General features: G+C 61.2%; 12 protein-coding genes. 4 read left to right on the plus strand and 8 right to left on the minus strand.

The annotated features are described in order from the left end of the window. Positions 1–51 precede the first annotated feature (51 nt). On the minus strand, positions 52–1,158 hold the full coding sequence (locus RlegSU303_RS34215; protein ID WP_131629186.1) for a methyl-accepting chemotaxis protein: 1,107 nt from the start codon (positions 1,156–1,158) through the stop codon (positions 52–54). A 346-nt stretch (positions 1,159–1,504) separates the two neighbouring features. On the opposite strand from RlegSU303_RS34215, the gene RlegSU303_RS05585 reads away from it, so the two are divergent. Together RlegSU303_RS05585 and RlegSU303_RS05590 are read left to right on the plus strand one after the other, a co-directional pair. Continuing rightward, on the plus strand, positions 1,505–2,443 hold the full coding sequence (locus tag RlegSU303_RS05585) for a DMT family transporter (protein ID WP_003546796.1): 939 nt from the start codon (positions 1,505–1,507) through the stop codon (positions 2,441–2,443). Positions 2,444–2,689: 246 nt separating this feature from the next. Continuing rightward, entirely contained in the window at positions 2,690–3,562 is an 873-nt protein-coding gene (locus RlegSU303_RS05590; RefSeq protein WP_231283564.1) for a hypothetical protein, read from the plus strand. Positions 3,563–3,653: 91 nt separating this feature from the next. On the opposite strand, the gene RlegSU303_RS05595 is transcribed toward RlegSU303_RS05590, so the two are convergent. From RlegSU303_RS05595 to RlegSU303_RS05620, 6 genes are all read right to left on the minus strand, one after another. Next, positions 3,654–3,812, minus strand: coding sequence for a hypothetical protein (locus RlegSU303_RS05595; protein ID WP_165504204.1), 159 nt, complete (start codon positions 3,810–3,812; stop codon positions 3,654–3,656). 98 nt (positions 3,813–3,910) lie between these two features. Beyond that, complete coding sequence (locus RlegSU303_RS05600) at positions 3,911–4,102, minus strand: hypothetical protein (RefSeq protein WP_131629188.1); 192 nt, start codon at positions 4,100–4,102, stop codon at positions 3,911–3,913. A 131-nt stretch (positions 4,103–4,233) separates the two neighbouring features. Further along, positions 4,234–5,133 carry a uracil-DNA glycosylase gene (locus RlegSU303_RS05605; RefSeq protein ID WP_131629189.1) on the minus strand — a complete coding sequence of 300 codons (900 nt, stop codon included), beginning with the start codon at positions 5,131–5,133 and terminating at the stop codon, positions 4,234–4,236. Between the two features lie 69 nt (positions 5,134–5,202). Next, positions 5,203–6,495, minus strand: a complete 1,293-nt coding sequence (locus tag RlegSU303_RS05610; protein ID WP_017959707.1) for an Hsp70 family protein — start codon at positions 6,493–6,495, stop codon at positions 5,203–5,205. Positions 6,496–6,715: 220 nt separating this feature from the next. Next, the gene (locus RlegSU303_RS05615; protein WP_231283565.1) at positions 6,716–9,832 is read right to left on the minus strand and encodes an efflux RND transporter permease subunit; all 3,117 of its coding nucleotides are present in this window, start codon (positions 9,830–9,832) and stop codon (positions 6,716–6,718) included. Continuing rightward, positions 9,829–11,133 (minus strand): efflux RND transporter periplasmic adaptor subunit, encoded by a 1,305-nt coding sequence (locus RlegSU303_RS05620; RefSeq protein WP_131621975.1) that lies wholly within the window; start codon positions 11,131–11,133, stop codon positions 9,829–9,831. Before RlegSU303_RS05620 ends, RlegSU303_RS05615 begins: the two co-directional genes overlap by 4 nt. Before the next feature lie 289 nt (positions 11,134–11,422). On the opposite strand from RlegSU303_RS05620, the gene RlegSU303_RS05625 reads away from it, so the two are divergent. Further along, positions 11,423–12,301 (plus strand): phosphotransferase family protein, encoded by an 879-nt coding sequence (locus tag RlegSU303_RS05625; RefSeq protein WP_231283566.1) that lies wholly within the window; start codon positions 11,423–11,425, stop codon positions 12,299–12,301. 9 nt (positions 12,302–12,310) lie between these two features. On the opposite strand, the gene RlegSU303_RS05630 is transcribed toward RlegSU303_RS05625, so the two are convergent. Beyond that, positions 12,311–13,099 carry an SDR family oxidoreductase gene (locus RlegSU303_RS05630; RefSeq protein WP_131621970.1) on the minus strand — a complete coding sequence of 263 codons (789 nt, stop codon included), beginning with the start codon at positions 13,097–13,099 and terminating at the stop codon, positions 12,311–12,313. A gap of 251 nt (positions 13,100–13,350) precedes the next feature. On the opposite strand from RlegSU303_RS05630, the gene RlegSU303_RS05635 reads away from it, so the two are divergent. After that, complete coding sequence (locus tag RlegSU303_RS05635; protein ID WP_168279848.1) at positions 13,351–15,015, plus strand: electron transfer flavoprotein-ubiquinone oxidoreductase; 1,665 nt, start codon at positions 13,351–13,353, stop codon at positions 15,013–15,015. Positions 15,016–15,030 lie beyond the last annotated feature (15 nt).

Raw genomic sequence — 15,030 nt, forward strand, 5'->3', positions numbered from 1 at the left:
GGCAAAATATCTTATCGGAAACGGATGACCGCCGCTGCGGCGACATAGGCGCTACTTCAGGTTGAGGGCGGCTTTGATCGTCGCGTCGTTTTCGGTCTGCTGCACGACGACGCCGTACCAACCGAGCCCGTCGTAATCCTCGTAGCCAAGTGTGCGCGCGAAGGCGACGATCGAGCCGTTATTGTCGTAGTAGCTGCCTTTCGCCTGACCGGACGGATTGGCGAGCGCGAAATGGGAAAAGAGCAAGGCGGGATTGGTGGTGGCGATCACCCGGCTCTTGCCGTCGAGCAGCATGACCGTCGTTTTTTCCGCCAGCTGTGGCGGCAGGTTGGCCTCCTTCTCGACGATCGCCTGGCCCTGGTTCTGCCAGTCGAAATAGACGCCGAGCGTGCCGATCAGCCGCCCGTCGAGCTTGCCCTCTTTGCGGATGCCGGTGGCATAAACGAGCGCATGCCTGTTGTCGTGGAGCGGGCTCGCTTTGACGTCGTCGACGATATAAGCGTCGCCGGACGAGCAGGCCGACGCCGCGCGGAACCACGGATCGCCGGCAAGGCTCGTGCCGACGATCTTGCGCTGGAACTTGGGATTGGCGGATGCGATCACCTTGCCAGAGAGATCGGTCATGACGAGATCGAGATAGACGGTGTAGAAGCGGTTGATGGCGCCAAGACGCTCCGCCGCAAAGGCGACGGTTTCCCGGCCCGGTTCCTGCAGCGCCTGCCAAAGTGCCGGGTCCGTCGCCCACCAGCGCACATCGGCCGTGCGCTCGAAAAGGTTGCGGACGATGAGCTGCACCAGCGTCTGCGCCAGATCGGTAAGGCGAACGCCCTCCATCTCCTCGACCAGCGAATCGGCCATGGCGCGGCTGAGGCCGATGCGGCCGAGCACGTTGCTTTCGAACCTGCCGGTAATGTCGGTTGCGATCTGTGCCAGCCGCTGCACCTCGTTGGCAACGACGGCGAAGCCCTTTCCGGTCTCGCCGGCTCTGGCTGCCTCGATCAGCGCATTGATCGCCAGCAGCTTGATCTGCTTGACGATGTGGGTGTTGTCGGCGCTGAAGCGCTCGAGGTCGGTGCTGATGCCGTCGGTGACGACGCGCATGGACCGCGGTGTCGCATTCTGCGACTGGGCAATGGTTTCGGCGCTAAGCGGCTTCATCAAATGGGGTCCTGGAAGGAGCGGGCAATTGTTTGTGTGGTGAAGAAAATTTCGAGATCAGCGATAAAAACGATGCTTGCCTATGGTTTTCAATTGGTTAACGGCCAGCCTCGCGAGATGAACATTTTCGGGGTGAATGGCTCAAAACGGGAAATTTCAGAGCGGTGGAGCATAAGCAGCACGGTTGAGCCTGCCGCGGACGGCGTTTTCGTGTTTCTCTCATGTTGCTTGCGGTTTTTTCGCCAATCGGGTTTTTCTTTCGCTACGATGGGTGACGTCACCTGCTGCGTTCCCGAGTCGAACGCGTCTCCCCGTTCCGGTTAAGTCAGTATCAAGAGCCAGGATCATGCACTCGGTTCTCAGAAACCCGATGAGAGGCATTGCGCTGAAAGTCTCGTCGGTCGTGGTCTTCCTGGCCATGCAGACCTTCATCAAGCTGGCGGGCTCAGACATCCCGCCAGGTCAGGTCACCTTCTGCAGGTCGTTCTTCGCGCTTTTCCCGATCATGGCCTATCTGGCCTATAACAGGCAGCTGCGCGCCGCCTTCTACACGGCCAATCCAATCGGTCACCTGAAGCGCGGCACGATCGGCATCTTGTCGATGGCTTTCGGTTTCTACGGCCTGCTGCATCTGCCGCTACCGGAGGCGATCGCGCTCGGCTATGCGTTGCCGCTCGTCGCCGTCATCTTCGCTGCCGTTTTTCTCGGCGAGACCGTGCGCATCTATCGCTGGAGCGCCGTCCTGGTCGGCATCGTCGGCGTCGCCATCGTTTCCTGGCCGAAACTCACGCTGTTTCGCGACGGCGGCATGGAAGCAGAACAGGCCGTCGGCGCGCTCTGCGTGCTGCTCTCGGCCGTTCTCGGCGGCGTGGCGATGATCCAGGTGCGTCGCCTCGTCGAGGAAGAGAAGACGGCGACGATCGTGCTCTATTTCTCGATCACCGCCTCGGTCTTCTCGCTGGCTTCTCTTCCCTTCGGCTGGCTCATCCTGGCATGGCCGACGGCGCTCTATCTGATCGCCGCCGGCTTTTGCGGCGGCGTCGCGCAGATCCTGCTGACGGAAAGTTACCGCCATGCCGACGTTTCCACCATCGCGCCGTTCGAATATACGTCGATCCTGCTCGGCGGCATTGTCGCCTACTTCGTCTTCGGCGACGTGCCGAGCGTGACCATGCTGATCGGCACCGTCATCGTCGTCGCCGCCGGCATCTTCATCATTTATCGCGAGCATCAGCTGGGCATCGAGCAGAGAGAGGCGCGCAAGGCCACGACGCCGCAAGCCTGACGCCTACAAGCGCATATTTATCAAGGTTTTAACGCGGGGATTGCAGCCGCTTGAAAGTTTGCCCGCAAGACGTGAAAACAATGGCGAATTCTTGGGATATCGCCGGCCCATCGAATATGGTTGTTGAACATGAGAGACTATCATTTATTCCAAGCTGTGCATGTCTGAATGGCCGCTGATGCCGGAGGAGCTCTCGGTGTCGTTGCTCCGAACGCTGGCCGGCGAGCGGGGGTGGAGAAAAGCATAATGGCATTCACAGCGGAGCAATTGGTAGGGAGCTCTTCCTTTCTGATGAGCATTCGCTTTTTGGCTGGGCAGATGCGCGGCATGTTCGATGCCGGTCCGCGGCTGGCGCGACTGCTTGCCTCCCATCAACGCTGGCTTCTGACCCAGACTGCCTATGCCCTCCACCTGGAACATGATCCGCGCGACCCGACCTCGGGTTTCACCGCCGTTCGGCTGACCGGGCGCATCACCGCGCATAAGGTGGCGAGCCGCAACACCGTGCTCGCTTTCATCGAAGAACTCTATACCTACCGGTTCATAACCCACACGCCCGGCGACGAGCGGCGGCGGCCACGTCATTTCGAGCCGGCTGACGTCAGCCATCAGGGGATGTTTGCCTGGCTTATTTCCAATCTCGGCGCGCTCGATCTGCTCGACGGCGGTCCAAGGGCAGCCTTTTTACAGGCAAATCCATCACTGATGCGGCTCATTCAGCCGCGCATTGCCCGCCATTGCCTCGAGGATGCCGCCTGGCGCGAGCCGCCTGAGCAGGTGGCGCTGTTCCTTTGGACGGAAGCCGGCGGCCTCGTCGTCGACAACTTCATCGCCCGGATGGATATGGCAAGCAGCGAGCCGGGCAGATTGCCCGTCGGCCGTGTCGAAACCCGTGCGCTCGCTGCCGATTTCATGATGTCGCGCACCCATCTGCAGCGGCTGCTGGCAAAAGCGGCGCAACGCGGCTGCGTCGGCTGGCAGGACGAGCCGCGCAAGACGCACCTTTGGATATCGCGGGATTTCATCGAGGAATATTGCGCTTGGCAGGCCGTCAAGTTCGCCTATGTCGACGAAGCCTTCGAATGGGCGAAGGCCCAGTTCGAGGAAATGGCCATCTGACCAGAGCACTTCCAGCAAAAGTGCGCAGCGGTTTTGCGTCCGGAATGCGCGAAAACAAAGAGATAGAGCATTTCCATGACTCGGAAATGTTCTAGAGAACGATCGCCGCTGTACCTGCGCCAATGCGGGATCCCGTATCCGCCGGCTTGACCGAAAGCTCGCGCTCATATTCCCGCGCGGCGCAGACGGCAACGCGGATATGTTCGAATGTTTCGATGTTGCGCAGGAGCGATATCAGGATCGTCGACATGTTGGGGTACTCTTGATACGAAGGGCAGGCGAAGCGCCTACAGCGCTGGGCGTCTTTTTAGGACGCGCAAAGGACGCTGCGACACGTTGAATTCCTGCTCAATATTGCTGGAAGTCCGAAAAAATGGCGTTCGGGCGCGCCGTGCGGCTGTTGATGCCGGTGCCGCGCGCAATCATCTGTTCGTTCGTAGCAAAGCCGAAACGGCTGTAGCCTTGAGTGGAACGAACCTGGTCGCCGACGAGGCGAAGGGTTTCAAACCCGCTATGGATAGGACGAAAACGCTTGTTCATGGCCTTGGTTCCTGTGATTCCTCCCAAGACACAGCTGATATTGCGATGCAGCATAGATTCCGCAATGCGTCACGGCGGGATGCAGCCATGCGAAAATCGCATAGGCTGATTCACAAATTATTCAACTTTGGCTAATTTCTAAGCAAAGAGAGGGACTTAAGCTTCGCTTGAAAGACGAGCAGGTCATTCCAGGCCAGCCGCTTGTTTACAGGTGCGGTTAACAGATCCTGCGGATGCAGGCTGGCTATGGCAGGAATGACACAGTCCGCAACGGCAATCTCCTTCCAGCGGCCGCGCAACCCGTGAATCGTATCGTTTTCGCCGAAGAAAAAGCGCGCCGAAAAATTGCCGAGCAGCAGGATCGCCTTCGGTTCGGCAAGCGCGATCTGCCGTTCGATGAAGGGTCGGCAAATGTCCATTTCCGCCGCCGAGGGCGCACGATTGCCAGGTGGTCGCCAGGGGATGACCTGCGTCAACAGAATGGCTGAGCGCGTCAGCCCGATCGCCGCCAACATCTTGTCGAACAGTTGACCGGATTTTCCCGAGAAGGGCATGCCCTCGCGATCGTCTTCGGCGCTCGGTGCCGAGCCGATCACCATGATCCCGCTTTCGGCATCGCCGCTGGCAAAGATGGTCGAGCGGGCACTGTGCTTGAGGTTGCAGCCGCTGAAGGCTTCGATCGCCGTCTTGAGCTCGACGAGCGATCGCGCGGTCTCGGCGGCGAAGCGCGCCTGCTGCACTGCCTCGCCATCCGGGATTGCCGGTTGCGGACCGGACGCTGCGCGTTCGGCAGGCGCTGGGCGTGCCGCTGCATTCGGGCGCGCCGGTGCCTGACCTGGGGCAGGGCGCTTCCCGGCGGCGGGACGTTGCTGCTGCGCCTGTGCCGCTGGGCGGCGCGCGGCCTTCATCGCCTCGAACTCGGCGAAGCGGTCGATCGCCTCTTCCTCCAAGAGCCATTCCACGCCGGCATCGGCATGGAAATGCAGAAGCGCTGCGAGCTCGGCTGGGGAAAGGTCGTTGGCGGAGATCATGCGGGCAAGCTTAGCGGAGTGACAGTGGCATTGAAAGGGCGGGCGGCCGATTGCCCGCCCTTGCCGGCTCTATTGCACAGTCCATTGCGCGATATCATCGCGTTCGCCGATCAGCGCCAGGCCATGGGCGATCGACAACAGCTCGCCGCCGCTTTCGATCCGGTCGCGCTCGAAGCGTTCGGTAAAGATGCGGCGCACCGCCGGCACGAAGGAGGTGCCACCAGTCAGGAAGACCTTGTCGATCTCCGCAGGCTTCGTCTCGGTCTTGTCGAGCACGTCGTCGAGCGCGCCTTCGATACGGGCGAGATCATCGGCGATCCAGCCTTCGAAGTCGCTCCGCTTGATGCTGCGATGTCCGCTGCGGCCAAGCGGCGTGAAATCGAAAGGCGCCTCTTCTGCGGCCGAAAGCGCCATCTTTGTCGCCGACACCGCCTGATAGAGCGGGTAGCCCTCGTCATGATCGATCAGGTCGATGAAGATTTCGAGCTTTTCCGGTTCCAGGCTGGTGCGCACCAGCTTCTTCAAATCCTCGAATTCGCGCGTCGTCTTGAAGATCGACAGCTGGTTCCAGCGGCCGAAGCTGGAATAGTAGTTGGACGGCACTTCGAGGATCTTGTCGAAGCTTTTGAAATGGCTGCCCTTGCCGATCAGCGGCGCGACGATGTTGTCGATCATCCTGTAGTCGAAATGGTCGCCGGCAACGCCGACGCCTGAATGGCCGATCGGCGTTGCCGTCAGCCTGCCGGCGACGGTCTCGAAGCGGATCAGCGAATAGTCGGTGGTACCGCCGCCGAAATCGGCAACCAGCACGGTGGCATCCTGCTTCAGGTTCTGCGCGAAGTAGAAGGCGGCGGCGACCGGCTCGTAGACATAGTGGATTTCGGGAAAGCCGAAGCGCGACAGCGCCGCGTTGTAGCGCTCGGTCGCCAGCGCCGGATCGGGGCTGGCGCCGGCAAAGTGCACCGGCCGGCCTGTGACGATGCGACCGACATCCGAAGGCCAGTTGTCGCCGGCATAGTTGCGCAGGCGCCTGACGAAAATCTCCATCAGATCTTCGAAATTATGCCGCTTGGCGAAAATCAATGTGCCCTGGAACAGCGCGCTCGCTGCAAAGGTCTTGATCGACTGCAGAAAGCGGCATTCGCCGGGATTGTCGATGAATTGGCGGATCGCCGCATGGCCCGCTTCCACCTTCAGCGCCGAAGCGCCGAGCTGGGCATCCTTCATGAAGGAAAGCGCCGTGCGCATGCTGTCTGCCGTACCCTCCGTGCTCGTGAACGCCATTGAGCGTGTCGCCCCGCCATCCGCCATGGCGAGAACCGTATTCGTCGTGCCGAAGTCGAAACCCAGCGCCTGAGCCATGCCCGCACCTCTTCATGCCGATTGTTATTGGAGACGGAGCATCGCTCCGCGAAAGGGCGTAAGCACGCCCCGGAATCAGGAGGGCGGGTGATGCCACAGGGGCGTGACACATTCAAGAGGAGCGGAAGTTGATGTGATCGCGGGCGCACTTCTTCTCCCGGTTAGAAGAAGAAGTGCGCCGCAAGGGTCAATCGGCAATGCCGAATTCAGAGGGCCGTCATCACTCGGCGGCCATTGCCCTTGCCTCTTCCAGCTCCGGCTCCACGACCTTCGTGTGGCCGATCAGACGGCCGAGGAAGTTTCCGAAGCGGTCCATCTCGACGAAAATGACCGGGGTGATGAAGAGCGTCAGCATCTGCGAGACGATCAGGCCGCCGACGACGGCGATGCCGAGCGGCTGGCGCAGCTCCGAACTTGCGCCGGTGCCGAGCGCGATCGGCAAGGCGCCGAGCAGGGCGCAGAAGGTCGTCATCATGATCGGCCGGAAGCGTCGCACGCAGGCCTCGTGGATCGCCACCGTCGCCTTTTCGCCGGTCGTACGCATGGTCTCCACCGCCACGTCGATCATCATGATCGCGTTCTTCTTGACGATGCCGATCAGCATCAGCAGGCCGATAAGGGCGATGATCGACAGGTCGAAGCCCATGATCTTTAGCGCCAGCAGCGCACCGAATGCCGCCGCAGGCAAACCGGAGAGAATGGTGAGCGGGTGGATGAAGCTCTCGTAGAGCACGCCGAGCACGACATAGATGGTCAGCACCGCCGCCAGGATGAGGTATGGCGTATTGCCCTGAGACTGCTCGAAAATCTCAGCCGTACCGCCATAGGAGGTGAAGACGTCGGCCGGCATGCTGATTTCCGTCTTGATCTGGTCGATCGCTGCCGTGGCATTGCTCAGCGAGACGCCTTCCGGCAGGTTGAAGGAAACGGTGGTCGAGACGAGCTGGCCCGTCTGGTTGATTGTCACAGGGCCGACCGTGCGCTCGACATGCGCGAAGTTTGAAAGCGGCACCAGACTGCCATTGGCCGAGGCGACACGGATTTCCGAGAGCTTCTGGTCGTCCCAGGGCTTGCTCGTGTCATATTCGACGATGACGTCGTAGCTGTCACCGGTCGACTGGATTTCCGCCGCTGCAAATCCGCTGAAGGATTCCTGCAGCGTCGTGCGCAGCGTGTCGTTGTCGATCCCGTAGGCGGCTGCCCGCTCGGTATCGATGACGATATTGGCCTGCAGGGCGTTGTTCTGGGCGTCCGACGTCACGTCGGTGAAGAGGCGATCCTTGCGCATCGCCGCCTGGATCTTGCCGGCCCACAGGTTGGTCTGATCAGCACTCAGCGCCTGCACCACCAGCTGATACTGGCTGGCGGTCTGGCGACCGCCGAAGCGCAGGCTCTGGTTCGGTGTCACGAAGGCCTGCAGGCCGGGGATCTTGTTGATCGCCGTGCGCAGATCGCGCAGCGTCTGGTCAAGCGGCGCACGCTGGTCCTTGTCCTTGAGTTCGACGAACATCGAGCCGTTGTTCTGTGGCTTGTTCGGGTTGCCGCCGATCGTCGACATCACGTGGTTGACCGCCGGGTTCGCCTTGACGACGGCTGCCGCCTGCTGCTGCAGCGCCGCCATGGCGGAATAGGAAATGTCCTGCCGGGCCTGCGTGCTGATCGTCAGGCGGCCGATATCTTCCTGTGGGAAGAAGCTCGTCGGCAGCGTCATGAAGAAATAGATCGTCAGTGCCACCGAGCCGAGGAAAACGCCGAGGATTATGATGCGATGCTGAAGGCACCAGCCGACCGCCCTGTCATAGCCGCGCAGCGTCCGTTCGAAGCCGGCATCGAAGATGCGGATGATGAGCGGCGGGCGGCTCTGGTGGTTGGACAGACGCGAGGCGAGCATCGGCGTCACGGTCAGCGAGACGATTGCCGAGGAGATGATCGCAATCGCAACCACCATGCCGAATTCGTTGAACACGCGGCCGACAACGCCGCCCATCAGCAGGATCGGGATGAAGACCGCGATCAACGAAACCGACATGGAAATGATGGTGTAGCTGACTTCGCCCGCACCCTTGATCGCCGCTTCCCGCACCGGCATGCCTTCCTCGACATGGCGCAGAATGTTTTCGAGCATGACGATGGCGTCATCCACCACGAGCCCCACCGCGAGCGTCAGCCCGAGCAGCGAGATGTTGTCGATACTGTAGCCGAGCACATACATCGTGCCGAAGGTCGAGATCAGCGACAGCGGAACGGCAAGCCCGGGAATGATCGTTGCTGTCGCATGGCCGGTAAAGAGGTAGATGACGAGAACGACGAGGCCGATCGTGAGCAGCAGCGTGAACTTCACGTCGGAGATGGCATCGCGAATCGGCTTTGCTGCGTCATTCATGACGACCGTGTTGACCGAGGGCGGGATTTCGGCGTGAAGCTGCGGCAGCTTCGCGTTGATCGCATCGACGACATCGACCGTGTTAGCGTCCGGCTGGCGCTGGATGGCGAGGATGATGCCGCGCTGGCCATCATACCAGCTGCCGGTATACTGGTTCTCGACGCTGTCCTGCACATCGGCAATATCGCCGAGGTGGATCGGCGCGCCGTTCGGATTGGCAATGACCAGCGAACGGAATTGTTCGGCGCTGGTGCGCTGCGTGTTCGCCGTGATGGTCATGCTCTGCGAATTGTTCTGCAGCGTTCCCACAGGCTGCTGGCTGTTGGCGGCAGCAAGTGCCTTGTTGACGGTATCGATGCCGATGCCGCGGGTCAAAAGCTTGTTGGGATCGACCTCGACGCGCACGGCATAGGTCTGCGCACCGTAGACGCTGACCTGGGCAACGCCGGGAAGTGTGGAAAGCGACGGCGAGATGATGTTCTCGGCGATGTCGTCAAGCTTGCTGCGCGGCATGGTGTTGCTCTGCACCGAGAGCAGCATGACAGGCGCATCGGCCGGGTTCGTCTTGCGATAACTCGGCGGCGTCGTCAGATTGTCGGGCAGTTGCCGGGTGGCATGCGAAATCGCGGCCTGCACGTCGGCTGCGGCCGCATCGATATTACGACTGAGGTCGAACTGCAGCACGATGCTGGTGCTGCCGAGCGAACTGGAAGCGCTGATTTCGGTGATCCCGGGAATGGTCTCGAACTGCTTGATCAGCGGCGTCGAAACCGAGGTCGCCATCGTCTGCGGCGAGGCACCGCTCAACTGCGCCGAAACGTTGATGGTGGGAAAGTCGACCTGCGGTAGCGCTGCGACGGGTACGAGCTGATAACCGGCAAGACCGGCCAGAATGACGCCGATCGCAAGCAGCGTCGTCGCGACGGGGCGCTGGATACAGAAATTCGGGATCATTGCTGAGCTCCCACCGCGATTGTTTCGGACGGCTGCTGTTGCCGAGGCTCTTCGGCGGAGGCGACATCAAGCGCCTTTTCGTCGAACTGCTCGTTGATCGCCTGCTGGTCGCTGAGCTGGCCCTGGCCCTCGACGACGACGTGATCGCCTGGCTGAAGACCCGAGGCGATGGCGGTGAAGCCGCCGTTGGCGCGGGCAACGGTGACGGCTGTCAGATGCGATTTGCCATCCTTGGCGACGAAGGCGAAGAAACCCTCCGGGCCGGGGCTGACGGCAACCGTCGGCACCACCACCTGCTGTGCGTCATTGTTGAAATGCACGACGATGTTGACCGACTGGCCGGGCCAGAGCGCACCGGAGGCATTCTCGAATTTCGCCTTGGCGAGGATCGTGCCCGAGGCGGTGTCGACCGTGTTGTCGTAGAAGCTGATCTCGCCCTTTCGGACTTGCCCCTTGGTGGAATTGGGGGCGGTGCTGACTTCGACCGGACCGCTTGCCAGAGCGCTCTTCAGCTCCCGCAGGTAGCGTTCCTGCAGGTGGAATTTCACATAGATCGGGTCGTATTTCGCAATGGTGACGATTGCCGAGCCGGCATTGAGGAAGGCGCCCTTGCTGACGGCGATATCGCCAAGCCGGCCGTCGAAGGGAGCGCGGATATCGGTGTGCTCGAGCAGGATCTGGTCGGAGGCCAGCGACGCCTTGTCGGCGTCAACAGTGGCTGCCGCGGTATCGCGGGCGGCGACCGCCTGGTCGAGGCTCTGCTGAGTGCCGGCCTTCTGGTTGAAGAGGTCCTGCGCACGCGTCAATGCGGTCTCGGCTTCCGAAAGGGTTGCCGTGTCGCGCACGATCATCGCATTGTCCTTGTCGACGGTCGCCTTGGCCGTCCGGTCGTCCAGCTTGGCGATCAAGTCGCCGGCTTTTACGGTCGCCCCATCCTGCGCATCGATGCTGACGATCAAGCCCTGCTCCTGTGCGGCAATGGTCGTGTTGTCATCGGCATCGGCCCAGCCGGTCGCCGTTACATCCATCGGCAGCGTCGTTTTCACGGCTGCGACGGTCTTGACGACGGTCGGGCCGCCGCCGCGCCTGCGCCCGCCGCCCTGATGTTGCCCCCCATCCTGACTGGCGGCCTGACCTTGATCGGCCTGCGCCTGCTGCCCGCCGTCATTGCCGCCGGCCGGCTGCCTGATGAACTGCGAGAGGTAGGGAATTCGGGAGGCATAAGGGACCAGATTCCCGAATTGCCAGACGCCGATGGCGGCAATTGCGATAACGCTGACGGTGATCCAAAATTTCTTCATGGGCGGGAACCGGTCTTGAGCAAGGTTGCAAATTTTATGCTCTGATTGAGCTGCTTATATTGCGGCGCAAAAAGGACATAATTCCCGGTGTGCGATCACTAAGTGGTTATAATGGCTTAAAATTTTGTAATGAATATTCCGTAATATTCAAATTATACTAATATAGATCCAGTGTAGTCCGATGCCGTCCGACGGCGGCGGCGGTGGTGGTTCGCCAGGCGACGATACCGACCCGTATGCCGTCCATCGCGCGGGAAGAACACGGAAAAACGAGAGAAGGCAGGTCGTCATGAACGAGTTGGATGCCAGCGAATTTCGCTCTCTGATCGTAAGCCTATTTCCTGAACTCACGGCCTCCGTCTTCAAGCTGGCGGCGAAGGGCTGGGATTCGCTTGCCGTCGACGTCGATGACACGTTGATCTTCAAGTTTCCCCGTAATCTCGGCGCGGAAAGAGCGCTTCAGAAGGAAGCTGCCTTGCTCGACATCGTTCGGCCGTCGCTGTCGATGGCGGTTCCCGACATGCGCATTCACGACGGGCCGCCGATCTTCTCCAGCCATGCCAAGCTCGACGGCGAACATCTCATTGCCGAAGATTACGATGCGCTTGGCGAAAGCGATCGTCAGCGCCTCGCGGAAGATCTCGCGCGTTTTTACGCCGAGCTGCATGTACTTGATGCCGTTCGCATACGATCGGCCGGTGCCGGTTCTGTCCAGCCATGGCAATCGCCCGAGACGGTGCGAACCAAGGCTTTGCCGCTGCTGTCGCCTGAGCTCAAGAGCTTTGCGCAGGCCATTATTTCCGATTTCGAAGCCTTGCCGCCCGATCCCTACGGCAACATCTACGGCTTCTTCGACGGTCATGGCTGGAACATGGCCTTCGACCATGCGCAAAGGAAGCTCAACGGCATTTACGATTTCGCCGATTCCGGCTTTGGTCCGCTGCACCAGGAATTCATCTACTCGAACTTCATTTCGCCCGATCTGACCGCACGCATCATATCGGCCTATGAAATGCTGACCGGACGCAGGCTCGACCGGCGCCGCATTGCGATCCTGACCGGCTTCCATCGTCTGTCCGAACTCGCCGAACTTGCGGACGATCCGACTAACGTCGAACAGATGATCCGAAGTGTGGCGACATGGGCGGCGGCAGCCCACGTCGGCTGAGAAGGAATGTCAGACGGATCGTGCCGCGCCGCCGTCGCAGCGGATGAGCGAGCCGGTGATATAGCTTGCCGGTTGGCTGCACAGGAAGGCAGCCGTTGCGGCGAATTCCTCGACTCTGCCGTAGCGGCCCACCGGAATGCGCGCTTCCTTGTCGGTGCGGATCTCCTCGAGGCTCTTGCCGGTCCGCTTTGCCGCGGCCCCGTCGAGATCGTCGAGCCGTGCCGTCAGGATACTGCCCGGCAAGAGCAGGTTGGTGGTGACGCCGAAGCCCGCCACTTCGGAGGCAAGCGTCTTGCTCCAGCCGGCAAGGGCCGGGCGCAACGTATTCGACAGCGCCAGATTGGCGATTGGTTCGATCACGCCGGATGAGGCGACTGTCAGGATGCGGCCCCAGCCCTGCGCCTTCATGCCAGGCAGCAGCGCATTGGTGAGCGTGATCACGCGAGCGACCATGGAGAGGAAATAGCTTTCGAGCTTTTCGCCCGTCATGTCCTCCGTCGTGCCGGGCGTCGGCCCGCCGGTATTGTTGACGAGAATATCGAGACCGCCGAACTTCTCCTTCACCGCCGTTGTCGCCATCTCGACGAAGCGTTCGTCCCCGAGATCGGCCCAGATCCAGTCGGCCCGGCCTTTGCCTTCGCCGTTGATCGCCTTGCAATTGGCCTCCAGCTGTTCGCCGCTGCGCCCGCAGAGCAGCACGTTTGCGCCCTCCCGCGCCAGCGCCACGGCGATGCCGAGGCCAAGGCCGCGCGAGGAGGCGAGGACGAGTGCCCGTTTGCCCTTGATGCCGAGATCCATGATTGTCCTCCGATAGCTTTGAGCGATGTATAAGGCGCAAGCGGCGGAAAAGGAAAGGGCATGTGACCGGTTCGGCAGCGTTTGATAATTGACGTTGACGTAAGCGTTATGTAATTCTTTCCCACGAGGCCTCATCATTGTGCGAATTGGAAGATTGGCTGTCGTATCCCGGCTCGACAATGCTTTCTCGTTTTGACAAGAAAGTGCCATGACGGGATGACGGCCGCGTGCCGGCAAGCGGAGACGAGTGAATGACCGAGACGACTGAGCTGCCCGAACGCGAGAGCATGGAATTCGACGTTGTGATCGTCGGCGCCGGTCCGGCTGGTCTTGCGGCGGCGATCCGTCTGAAACAAGTCAATCCGGAACTCTCCGTCGTCGTGCTGGAGAAGGGCGCGGAAGTTGGCGCGCATATCCTCTCTGGCGCCGTGGTCGATCCGATCGGCATCGACCGGCTGCTGCCCGGCTGGCGCGACGAGGCCGACCAACCGTTCAAGACCAAGGTCAGCGCCGATCACTTCCTGCTGCTCGGTCCGGCCGGCTCCGTTCGCCTGCCGAATGTGCTGATGCCGCCATTGATGAACAATCACGGCAACTACATCGTCTCGCTCGGAAACGTCTGTCGCTGGCTGGCGACCAAGGCCGAAGAGCTCGGCGTCGAGATCTATCCGGGCTTTGCCGCCACCGAAGTGCTCTACAATGACCAGGGTGCGGTCATCGGGGTCGCCACCGGCGATATGGGCATCGAGAAGAATGGCGAGCCTGGCCCGAACTATACCCGCGGCATGGAACTGCTCGGCAAATATACCCTGATCGGCGAGGGCGTGCGCGGCTCGCTCGCCAAGCAGTTGATCGCCAAGTTCGATCTGCAAAAAGACCGCGAACCGCAGAAATTCGGCATCGGCCTCAAGGAACTCTGGCAGGTCAAGCCGGAAAACCACAGGCCGGGCCTGGTGCAGCACTCCTTCGGCTGGCCGCTCGGCATGAAGACCGGCGGCGGCTCTTTCCTCTATCACCTGGAAGACAATCTGGTGGCCGTCGGCTTCGTCGTCCACCTCAATTACAAGAACCCCTATCTCTATCCCTTCGAGGAATTCCAGCGCTTCAAGACCCATCCGGCGATCCGCACCACCTTCGAGGGCGGCAAGCGGCTGTCCTATGGCGCCCGCGCCATCACCGAGGGCGGCTATCAGTCGGTGCCGAAGCTGACCTTCCCCGGCGGGGCGCTGATCGGCTGTTCGGCCGGTCTCGTCAACGTGCCGCGCATCAAGGGCAGCCACAATGCGGTGCTGTCGGGCATGCTGGCGGCCGAGAAGATCGTCGCCGCGATCGCGACCGGCCGCAGCCATGACGAGGTGGCCGAGATCGAGAATGAATGGCGCAAGGGCGACATCGGCAAGGATTTGAAGCGGGTGCGCAACGTCAAGCCGCTATGGTCGAAGTTCGGCACCGCACTCGGCGTGGCGCTCGGCGGCTTCGACATGTGGACCAACCAGCTGTTCGGCTTTTCCGTCTTCGGCACGCTGAAGCATGGCAAGACGGATGCTGAGAGCCTGGAGCCGGCGTCGCAGCACAAGCCGATCGCCTATCCGAAGCCCGATGGCGTCTTGACCTTCGATCGCCTCTCCTCGGTGTTCCTGTCGAACACCAATCACGAGGAAGACCAGCCTGTGCATCTGCAGGTCAAGGACATGAACCTGCAGAAGTCGTCCGAGCATGACATCTATGCCGGCCCGTCGACGCGTTACTGTCCGGCCGGCGTCTATGAATGGGTGGAAAAGGACGGCGAAGAGGTCTTCGTCATCAACGCCCAGAACTGCGTGCACTGCAAGACCTGCGACATCAAGGACCCCAACCAGAACATCAACTGGGTGCCGCCGCAGGGCGGCGAGGGGCCGGTCTATCCGAATATGTGATGCGGATTATCCCCA

It is taken from the genome of Rhizobium sp. SU303 (genome assembly GCF_021052345.1).
Classification (GTDB): Bacteria; Pseudomonadota; Alphaproteobacteria; order Rhizobiales; family Rhizobiaceae; genus Rhizobium; species Rhizobium laguerreae.

Coding starts and splice junctions, on each gene's coding strand:
- RlegSU303_RS34215 (WP_131629186.1), bottom strand. CDS start 1,158: ATGAAGCCGCTTAGCGCCGAAACCATTGCCCAGTCGCAGAATGCGACA.
- RlegSU303_RS05585 (WP_003546796.1), top strand. CDS start 1,505: ATGCACTCGGTTCTCAGAAACCCGATGAGAGGCATTGCGCTGAAAGTC.
- RlegSU303_RS05590 (WP_231283564.1), top strand. CDS start 2,690: ATGGCATTCACAGCGGAGCAATTGGTAGGGAGCTCTTCCTTTCTGATG.
- RlegSU303_RS05595 (WP_165504204.1), bottom strand. CDS start 3,812: ATGTCGACGATCCTGATATCGCTCCTGCGCAACATCGAAACATTCGAA.
- RlegSU303_RS05600 (WP_131629188.1), bottom strand. CDS start 4,102: ATGAACAAGCGTTTTCGTCCTATCCATAGCGGGTTTGAAACCCTTCGC.
- RlegSU303_RS05605 (WP_131629189.1), bottom strand. CDS start 5,133: ATGATCTCCGCCAACGACCTTTCCCCAGCCGAGCTCGCAGCGCTTCTG.
- RlegSU303_RS05610 (WP_017959707.1), bottom strand. CDS start 6,495: ATGGCTCAGGCGCTGGGTTTCGACTTCGGCACGACGAATACGGTTCTC.
- RlegSU303_RS05615 (WP_231283565.1), bottom strand. CDS start 9,832: ATGATCCCGAATTTCTGTATCCAGCGCCCCGTCGCGACGACGCTGCTT.
- RlegSU303_RS05620 (WP_131621975.1), bottom strand. CDS start 11,133: ATGAAGAAATTTTGGATCACCGTCAGCGTTATCGCAATTGCCGCCATC.
- RlegSU303_RS05625 (WP_231283566.1), top strand. CDS start 11,423: ATGAACGAGTTGGATGCCAGCGAATTTCGCTCTCTGATCGTAAGCCTA.
- RlegSU303_RS05630 (WP_131621970.1), bottom strand. CDS start 13,099: ATGGATCTCGGCATCAAGGGCAAACGGGCACTCGTCCTCGCCTCCTCG.
- RlegSU303_RS05635 (WP_168279848.1), top strand. CDS start 13,351: ATGACCGAGACGACTGAGCTGCCCGAACGCGAGAGCATGGAATTCGAC.